Source organism: Mesorhizobium sp. M7A.F.Ca.US.002.01.1.1 (assembly GCF_004022955.1).
GTDB lineage: Bacteria > Pseudomonadota > Alphaproteobacteria > Rhizobiales > Rhizobiaceae > Mesorhizobium > Mesorhizobium ciceri.
Genome location: NZ_RZQE01000232.1, coordinates 1 through 8,933 on the forward strand (window position 1 = coordinate 1; position 8,933 = coordinate 8,933).

General features: G+C 62.3%; 7 protein-coding genes and 1 pseudogene. 6 read left to right on the forward strand and 2 right to left on the reverse strand.

Annotated features, from left to right (window positions below):
- From EN932_RS21190 to EN932_RS38995, 6 genes and pseudogenes are all read left to right on the forward strand, one after another.
- The coding region (locus EN932_RS21190) for an MFS transporter (protein WP_164890558.1) at positions 1–924 on the forward strand (924 nt) is incomplete at its 5' end.
- Positions 925–977: 53 nt separating this feature from the next.
- Positions 978–1,390: pseudogene (locus EN932_RS21195) on the forward strand (cyclophilin-like fold protein).
- Positions 1,391–1,410: 20 nt separating this feature from the next.
- Entirely contained in the window at positions 1,411–1,806 is a 396-nt protein-coding gene (locus EN932_RS21200) for a cupin domain-containing protein (RefSeq protein WP_064992981.1), read from the forward strand.
- A 31-nt stretch (positions 1,807–1,837) separates the two neighbouring features.
- Positions 1,838–2,581 carry an SDR family oxidoreductase gene (locus tag EN932_RS21205; protein WP_127371751.1) on the forward strand — a complete coding sequence of 248 codons (744 nt, stop codon included), beginning with the start codon at positions 1,838–1,840 and terminating at the stop codon, positions 2,579–2,581.
- Between the two features lie 48 nt (positions 2,582–2,629).
- Positions 2,630–3,454: an MFS transporter gene (locus tag EN932_RS21210; RefSeq protein WP_245483309.1), complete on the forward strand. Its 825-nt coding sequence runs from the start codon at positions 2,630–2,632 to the stop codon at positions 3,452–3,454.
- Complete coding sequence (locus EN932_RS38995) at positions 3,432–3,863, forward strand: MFS transporter (protein WP_348629898.1); 432 nt, start codon at positions 3,432–3,434, stop codon at positions 3,861–3,863. Before EN932_RS21210 ends, EN932_RS38995 begins: the two co-directional genes overlap by 23 nt.
- A 221-nt stretch (positions 3,864–4,084) precedes the next feature.
- Here the strand turns inward: EN932_RS38995 and EN932_RS21215 are convergent, their stop codons facing one another.
- Together EN932_RS21215 and EN932_RS21220 are read right to left on the reverse strand one after the other, a co-directional pair.
- Positions 4,085–7,552 carry an AAA family ATPase gene (locus EN932_RS21215; protein ID WP_128337952.1) on the reverse strand — a complete coding sequence of 1,156 codons (3,468 nt, stop codon included), beginning with the start codon at positions 7,550–7,552 and terminating at the stop codon, positions 4,085–4,087.
- A complete protein-coding gene (locus EN932_RS21220; protein ID WP_064994410.1) occupies positions 7,549–8,808 on the reverse strand; it encodes a DNA repair exonuclease in 1,260 nt (419 codons plus the stop codon). The genes EN932_RS21215 and EN932_RS21220 overlap by 4 nt, the downstream gene beginning before the upstream one ends.
- Between the last annotated feature and the right edge of the window lie 125 nt (positions 8,809–8,933).

The window sequence follows — 8,933 nt, forward strand, 5'->3', positions numbered from 1 at the left end:
GTTCTCCTGATCGTATCCGGGCTCGCAGTGACCTTTGCGTCGAATTTTGCACTTCTCATGGTTGGCCGCGCGCTGCTCGGTGTCGCGATCGGCGGCTTCTGGTCGATGTCGACCGCGATCGTCATGCGCCTCGTGCCGCAAGGCATGGTTCCAAAGGGCCTCGCCATGCTGAACGCCGGCAATGCGATCGCGGCCACGATCGCCGCGCCGCTAGGCAGCTTTCTTGGCGCCTATATCGGCTGGCGCGGCGCTTTCTTTCTCGTCGTGCCGCTCGGTCTGCTGGCGCTGGTCTGGCAGTGGATCAGCCTTCCAGCGCTGCCCCCGCGCCAAAGGAAACGTCCAGGCAATCCGCTGGCGCTGCTGGGCCGTCTTCCAGTCGCCATCGGCATGGCGTCGATCATGATGCTGTTCATGGGCCAGTTCGCGCTTTTCACCTATCTGCGCCCCTTCCTCGAGAGCGTCACCCGGCTTGATATCGCCGCGCTTTCGGCGATCCTGCTGGCGATGGGGCTGGCGGGGGTCCTCGGTACCTGGTGCGTCGGCCGGCGTTTGCGGACGCGCCTGTTCGGCATTCTCATAGTCATCCCGCTGGTCATGGCCGCGCTAGCAGTTGCGCTCGTCGCCCTCGGCGCCTCGCCAGTTCCCACAGCGCTGCTGCTCGTTGCCTGGGGTTTCTTCGGCACGGCCGCGCCCGTTGGTTGGGGCACGTGGCTCAGCCGCACGTTGCCGGACGACGCGGAGGCTGGCGGCGGGCTGCAGGTCGCCGTCATCCAGCTCGCCATCACCGGGGGCACCGCCATCGGCGGCACGCTCTGCGATACGGTCGGCTGGTGGGGAGCGTTCACTTTTGGCTCGGTGTTGCTCTGCGGATCGGCGCTCGCCGCCTTCGCCGCATCGCATATGGCCCGGAGATCCTCGCAGTGATCATCGAGCATGCGACGCTCAGCCGCCGGACATTGCTCGGCGCCGCGCTCGCGGTGACGGCCTTGCCGCGCGCAGCCGCCAGCCGAGAGAGCAAGGCCCCAGTCAGCCAGGAGCCCTGCGACATGAAGATAGGGATGACTTTTAACGGCCGCACCATGACCGCCACGCTCTACGACAATCCGTCGGAGCGCGACTTCTTCTCCATGCTGCCGCTGGACCTCAAGATCGAGGACTACGCGCATAACGAGAAGATTGCCTATCTGCCGCGCAAGCTAACGGAGGAGGGAAGCGGTCGTTCGCCAACGAGCAGCCCTATGACCTCTGCTATTTCATGCCCTGGGGCAACCTGGCGATGTTCTACGATGACTACCGCCACCCCGGGCTGATCAGGCTCGGCCGTTTCGACGAGGGCGAGCAGGCCCTGCATGTGCGCGGCGAGTTCTCGCTCCGCATCGAACGCATCTGAGGACACAAGGGAGATCAATGATGGACATTCTTCGCGCGGGCAGCAGGGCTTCCGGCAAGGGACCGGCTGACTGGTTCACCGGCACGGTGCGGATCGATCCGCTCTTCAACCCTTTCGACGCCGCGCGAGTCCAAGGCGCTCAGGTGACCTTCGAGCCCGGCGCGCGCACGGCTTGGCATACTCATCCGCTTGGCCAGACGCTGATCGTCGCCTCCGGCCGAGGCCGCGTGCAGCGCGAGGGAGGCCCGGTCGAGGAGATTAGGCCCGGTGACGTCGTCTGGTTCGCGCCGGGAGAGAAGCACTGGCATGGGGCGTCGCCCAAGACAGCGATGAGCCATATCGCGCTCCAGGAGGTTAAGGACGGTAAGGTCGTCGACTGGATGGAGCATGTGACGGACGCACAATACGGCGCCTGAGAAATCAAACCATCAACTTTGGAGAACTGCCATGATCAAGGACAAGGTCGTAATCATCACCGGAGCTTCATCGGGCATCGGTGAGGCAACCGCGAAGCTGCTCGCGAACAAAGGCGCCAAGGTCGTGCTTGGCGCGCGGCGCGCTGACAAGCTGAAGCGGATCGTCGACGAGATCGCGAACAACGGCGGTCAGGCGGCCTACAAGGAACTGGACGTGACAAAGCAGTCCGACAACGACGCTATCGTCGAGTTGGCCAGGAACGCGTTCGGCCGCGTCGACGTCATGTTCCTGAACGCTGGCCTCATGCCGATCTCGCCACTATCGGCACTGAAGACCGACGACTGGCACCAGATGGTCGACGTGAACGTCAAGGGCGTCCTGAACGGCGTCGCCGCGGTGCTGCCGGAGTTCCTAGCACGCAAATCCGGACACATCATCGCCACCTCTTCAGTCGCCGGGCTCAAGGCCTACCCGAACGGCGCGGTCTACGGAGGCACGAAATGGTTCGTGCGCGACTTCATGGAAGTGCTGCGCATGGAGTCCGCCATGGAAGGCACTAACATCCGCACCGCGACCATCTATCCGGCCGCGATCAACACGGAGCTGCTTGAAACGATCAGCGACGAAGGTACGGCCGCCGCGATGCAGAACACCTATGACAAATACGGAATCTCGCCGGACCGGATCGCTGACGTCGTTGCGTTCGCCATCGATGCACCGGAAGACACCACGATCAACGAGTTCACTGTCGGGCCCGCCAACCAACCCTGGTGATCCGAACTGAAGCCTCCGCCAACTAACGTCATCAGATTGCTTCGACGAATGACACACCTGCCGACATCGTCAACACCATTGCGTTCGGTCGCGGTTACCCTGCTGCCAAGCATGGGGGCGGTGTTGGCCGGGTTTGTTGTCATCGGCGCAGCGTTGCCTGTTCTTCCACTGCACGTCAGCCACAATCTGGGATTCGGTAGTGTCGTTGTCGGCCTAGTTGCAGGAACGCAGTTCGCGGGATCCCTGGTCTCACGCGTGTGGTCGGGTTCCTTTGCGGACGGGAACGGAGGGAAACGAGCCGTTCTCGTGGGCCTGGTTACGGCAGCGGCTGCCGGGCTGCTCTATCTCCTGTCCGTTGCCGTCGCGCATTCGCCCGTTCTCTCCGTCTCGATTCTCGTCGTCGGACGCGCGGTGCTGGGCGGTGCCGAGAGCTTTATCATCACAGGTGGCGTGGCCTGGGGCCTGGCGCTCGTGGATGCCGGGCATTCGGGGAAAGTCATTGCATGGGTCGGCACTGCGATGTTCGCGGCATTGGCCTTCAGCGGACCATTGGGAACCATGTTGTTCACAGCCTACGGCTTTGCGGCGATAGGGCTGCTGACCACACTATTGCCGTTGCTCGTCCTGGGATCACTCATGCGAGCGCCGAACCCTCGGATACAGTTGCGGCAGAGAGAATCCGATTCGAGAGCGGTTTTTGACGCGGTATGGCTGCCAGGACTTGGTGCGGCACTCGCCAGCGTCGGCTACTGCTCAGTCCTTGCCTCAGCTCCCTTCTGTATGCCGACAATCATTGGCGACCGGTCTGGGTTGGATTACGGCGTTTGGAGCTGCGCTGATCGCAGCGCGTATGGTCTGCGGTCATTTGCCTGACAGATACGGCGGTGCAAAGATCGCCCTGCTGTTCGTGCTCGTGCAGTCAGCTGGGCTTCTGCTCATCGGGTTGGCACGAAGCAGTGTGCTTGCTTCCTTCGGAGCCGCGCTGGCGGGTCTAGGCTACTCCCTGGTCTACCCCGGGCTTGGCGTGGAGGCGGTTGGTGGCACATCTCCGGAAAACCGCGGCTTGGCGATGGGCATCTACACGGCCTTTCTGGACGTCGCGATGGCTCTAGGAAGCCCGGCGTTGGGATGGGCTGCCGATCGAGCAGGTTTGAGCGTTGTCTTCTTTATCAGCGCCGGTGTCACCTTTTGTACAACCGCCATTGCATTGCATTTAGCGTACAATGCCCGTGGAGGCCGACAGGCGCATGGCTACCCACGTCCGTTAAACCGGCCAAAGTAGCCATTCAATCGCAAGGTTGAAAATGACCGCGTGCGGCGCGACGGCGACCTCCCGAGCGGTCGCCTGCAACGTCGGCTTTCGGAATAGGCAAAGCTGGCCTCTAGGTCCGGCTTCAGGCGCAAAGCTGACGCCAAAGCCGGCGCTTGGAAATGTCGATTAGACTAGCTAAGGGGAAAATCGAACAGCACGGTATTTCCGCAGCGCATCAAGTAAGTCCAATCTCATCCGAGCTCATGGACCGCTACGCCCGGCACTACAGTCTTGGCGATCTCGCACAGGTGCTGGTGATGTGTCAGGTAGATTACCTGTCCTGCACTTGCCATCTCCCCAAACAACCTGAAAACCTCCTCCGACCGGACATGGTCGAAGGTCTCCATGATGTCGTCGGCGATGAATGGTACTGCGGGTCGAAACTGTGCGAACTCGTAATACCCGGCAAGCCTGAGCGCCAGGTAGAGCTGAAAACGTGCCCCTTTTGACAGCGCGTCGGCGACCTTGGATTGCCCGTCGCGCTGCAACGCGATGAGCACTTCCCCACCCTTCACGGGCTGGGTTGTCAGGCCAGAGTACTGGCCGCGCGTCATGAGAGCGAATGCGTCCGATGCGCGCTCCATCATCCCGGAGCGATGACGTTCACGGTAGACGCGCAAAGCATTGCCAGCCGACATTATTCCCAATTTCAGCTCGATATAGCGGACGGCCTTTTCCTCGATTTCCAGAAGGACGGTGCGCCGTTCGGCATCTATGCGGGCAACAGCACTGTCGCCGCCAATAGCGTCCAGCTTGTCGGTCGCGCGCGTCTGCCGAATGAGCTGGTGCTGTATTGCCTCGTCAGAAGCGCGAAGCCGTTGCTCGGCTTCCGCCTTCTCGATTGCGATACTGTCGAGATCGACACCATCCAATATCGAACGCGCCTGCTCGAACCCTTCCACCGCGAGCTCGGAAAAAACCTGCTCCTCAAGCTCGGCCACGGTTTTGCGCAGGCGATCCCTGTCGCGCAGCAGCTCATCGCGTTGCACGACGTCCGCTAGCGTGACCACGCCAAAGACGCTTAGGACCTCGTTCTTGCGGCGCTCATGTGCCGAAACCTCTGCATCGAGGACCTCACGCCCATCCTGCAGGCGCTGCAGGTCATTGACGAGGCTTGCTTTGGCCTCGCGCATGCGCTCGGCGCGCTCCAGGCGCTGGGCAAGGCGGATCGCCAGCTGTTCCGGTTCGTCGTCGTCCGCCTCGCCCGCATCGGCTGCAACGGCGGTAACCTCGACCAGAAAATTGTCCCTGTCGGCCACCATCTTTTCGATGCGCAGTTGCATGGCCTCCCGGTCCTGAAGGCTCTTGGACAGTTCAGCCAGTTGATCAAGGACGCCGCCCATGCCGGGCACCGAGATGCCTCTCTCTAGCCAGGTCCCCTTGAGCGCTTCGGCAATACCGGCCTGCCATTCATCCTCACGTCGCTCCGCGACTTCGACAGCGCGGCGCCTGGCGGCCAGATCCTCTTGCCTTGTTCCAACCGTCTTGAGCGCCTCGGTGCGCTCTGCGTCCACCTTGAACTGTCTCTCAAGAAACAGCTCTGCCACGGCCATGACCGTCTCTAGGCTGTCACCAACATCCGAACCGACGCCGACGCTCGCCAGCGCGCGGCTCAATTCCAGGCGTATTCGACCTTCCTCATCAACCGCCCGCTCGGCCTTCTTGCGCGAAAGCTCGATCTCCTCCCAGGCCGCGAGCGCATCGATGCGGGCAGCGATACGATCCTCGATCAGTTCGATCAGCTGTTCGGGGGATGTTTCCTGGCACGGCCCGAGCAGCTCTCTGGCGACTGTGCGTATTTCCAAGAGCACAGCCTCCCGATCTGAGCCATTCCGGGCAAGTTGATCACGCGCATGCGCGATAGTGGCCGCGGTTTCTACGAGGTTGCGGTTTGTGCTGCGAATTTCGACCAGTTCCCGAGCGTTGGCCAAACGGCCTGCGCCGACACTGTCGTCTCGGGCCAGTGTTGCCGCGAAATCATCCGCCGTTTCCCCAGTCAGGTCATGGCGATGCCTTGCCCAGGCGTCGTCGCGGGCACGCCGAATGACGTCGGCCGCATCATCGTCGGTGACATCGACAGAGGCACGAAGGGCTTCCAGCCGCGCCGAAAGCAAGTCGTGATTGCCCTGGTGCTCGGCAAGACGATCGGAAAGGACGCCCCTGCCCTTCCCGAGCTCTGCTGCCAGCGCCTTCCATGCGCCAAGCTGCGCAGCATTCGGAATGGCGACCCTGGCCAGTGCCTGAGAGTCGCCCGACCAGGGGTGCAAACGCGCGATCGCGGCCTGCCATCGAATTGCACCTGCATCGGCGGCCTCGCGCGACTCCTTTGTCTCCCTCATGTAGCCGCTGGCCTTGGCCCTAGACAAAGCCGAAACCAGCCTTGCCCTGGCAGGCTCCGGCACGGCCCGTTCTTCGCCGACCCGGTCGCGTGCCGCCTGGAGCGCGTCAGCGGCTGCCGCGGCCTCCTCGCGCGCAACGCGCACGCTGGTAGCAATCCCGGATCGTTGCTCGACCATGGTGCGCACAGCGCTAATGGTTGCAGCAGGCAAGAGCAGTTTGGCAGGAACTGGCTCGGAGGACCTTCCAAGGGCGGCAAGACAGTTCGCCACGGAATTGTCGAGGATTTGCAGCTCCGTCCTGCGACTTGGCAGGTCCAGGCCGGCCGAGACGTGACGCACCTTGCGGTCGGCCAGGCCGCGAACCCGTTCGGAAATCGCAAGGATCACCACGTCCACGTCGACCGAGGCGATTTTCGATGTCACCCGTTCGAGCTCGTCCTGGTTCGCGGATAGCCGCGTTCTCAGGCTGGCGTCGGCCTCGATCATGTCGGCGACACTGCCGGTCCAGGTCCGTGCCGGTGAAGCGATCTCAGGCAAATCGGCCAGTTGGGCTTGCTTACGCCGGATATCGGCAAGAATCGGGATCGCCCGAAGATACTTCGCGATGGTCTCGAGCCGAGCCGACAGCACCGACCGTTCGGCGATGCTGCGGTCGTATTTTTCGGTCGCGTCGAGACGCTCGGCTTCAAGGCTCTCATAATTCGACGCCAAGGTGTCGACCGCGTCCTTACTGGCCTTCAGTTCCGCAAGCCGCTTCTTGAGCAGCGCAAGTTCGGTTCCGTGTGCCTGTTTGCGATAGAGCCTGTCCGCTTCGGCCTCGAGCACGCTCAATGTATCGCTTGCGTGCCCGAGGCCGGCGCTGGCCGTGAACAGCAGCTTGCCCAGGTCGCCGCGCGATTCCAGGATTGATTTTCCACCTGCTTCCAGCGTTTCGTCGTCCAACGAGAACATGGTCTCGTATGCGTCGCGAGACAGGCCAGCCAGATGTGCCGATATCGCCATTTCGCTGACCGGCTGGCCAGTCTCGTCCAACAATGAGTTGGTGCGCTGTTTCGTGCGTGTGAAGGTGTGCTCCGCGCCGCCGAGTTCGAGCACCCCGCCGATGCGCATCGCACTGTACTCGTGCAGGAAATTGTAGCGGCTGCGTTCCTCGATGCCGAACAACAGATCGAGATAGCCAGAAAGCGCGGTCGACTTGCCGGTTTCGTTCAGGCCGAAGACGATATGCAGATCGGGACCGGATTCCGGTTTCGGCCCGAAGTCGATCGTCCTGTCGGTGAACTTGCCGTAGCGGATGAGGTCAAGGCGGCGCAGCCTCATTGTGATCCACCGGCCTTGAGGCGGGCGGTGACCAGATTTGCGCCGTTGGCAAGCACCCGATCGAGGAACAACTCCAGCTCAGCCTCGTCCTTGCCGGCGAAATCGCGCCCGTCAGGCGGAAGATCCGCGACCATCTTCTGGACCAAGGCCCTCGCCTCAGCTCGGAACGCGTCCGAGCCGGCATCGGCGCGCATGGATTGAGCGAGCTCGAAAATCGGGTCGGCGGCTTCCTCGCAGGTCTGGGATGTGGATGGAGACACTTTGAGCTCGAGCTTCTCCACCCAAGTGTCTCCCGTCTGCTCCGCGGCCTGCTCGGCCTCTGCGAGCAGCAGGTCGCGATCACGGATCAAGGCCCAGGACAAAGGTGACGCACCGGTCAGGTCGAGACGAACCACGGCATGACGGGATTTGACAGAGGCGCGAACACGTTCGAGTGCGGAACGGACTCGTCCGACGACATCGGACCATTCCTCCATTTCGGTCAGGTCGACATTCACCCTTTCGAATTGCGCGATGCTGGTCAGCCTCTCCTCTATCTCTACGGTGCGGTCGTCTCGTATCGTCACCAGGGTGACGGATTTCTCCCCGGCCTCATTGATGTCCCTGCCCTGTGGAATTCCCGGCATCACCACCGTGCTCGCCCCGGGATGGACCTGGCGGACATGGATGTGCCCAAGCGCCCAGTAGTCGAAGCCATGGGCATGCAGGTCGGTGGCGTTGCAGGGGGCATAGACGTCGTGGCCGGGCGATCCGGCCAGGCTGGTATGCATAATGCCGACATTGACCGCGCCTTCACGCGGCACTGAATACTTGGGCAGCAGGCTGTCCGGCGCCTTGGGGCTGGCAAAGCTCAAGCCATGAAACATGACGTCGAGCCCGGCGGCTGTCTGCAGCACGGACTGGGGACGGCCACCGAATATCGTGACCGTCTCCGGGAACACCAGCTGCTTCGATATGCGCGATAGCGCGTCATGATTGCCACGGATCTTGAAGACCCTAATGCCGGCCTGGTGCAGCCGTGTCATCTGCGACGCCAGGAAGCGGGCGGTTTTCATCGACGTCTGATCGCCGTCGTAGAGATCGCCGGCAATGACCAGCGCATCGACACGTTCCGCAAGGCAGAGATCGACGATCGAGACAAACGCTTGGCGACTGGCGTCTCCGACGAGTTCGGCAAGGTCGCCGTTTCGTAGGGCCAGCGAGCGCAGCGGCGAGTCGAGATGAATGTCGGCGGTGTGAACGAATCGAAATGGCATGGGGAAGTCTCCGGTCACAATTATAGGAGTGTTCGACCGCGGCTCGACAGGAAAATCTCAAGATAGGGGTGTTGGCGTTCGGGTATAGGTCGCCCTTGAGCAAGGTTCTTGGCTATGTGCCGGGG

What these genes read in the sequence shown, in the direction of transcription:
- EN932_RS21200 (WP_064992981.1), top strand. Translation starts at nt 1,411, where the DNA reads ATGGACATTCTTCGCGCGGGCAGCAGGGCTTCCGGCAAGGGACCGGCT.
- EN932_RS21220 (WP_064994410.1), bottom strand. Translation starts at nt 8,808, where the DNA reads ATGCCATTTCGATTCGTTCACACCGCCGACATTCATCTCGACTCGCCG.
- EN932_RS21210 (WP_245483309.1), top strand. Translation starts at nt 2,630, where the DNA reads ATGACACACCTGCCGACATCGTCAACACCATTGCGTTCGGTCGCGGTT.
- EN932_RS38995 (WP_348629898.1), top strand. Translation starts at nt 3,432, where the DNA reads ATGGTCTGCGGTCATTTGCCTGACAGATACGGCGGTGCAAAGATCGCC.
- EN932_RS21215 (WP_128337952.1), bottom strand. Translation starts at nt 7,552, where the DNA reads ATGAGGCTGCGCCGCCTTGACCTCATCCGCTACGGCAAGTTCACCGAC.
- EN932_RS21205 (WP_127371751.1), top strand. Translation starts at nt 1,838, where the DNA reads ATGATCAAGGACAAGGTCGTAATCATCACCGGAGCTTCATCGGGCATC.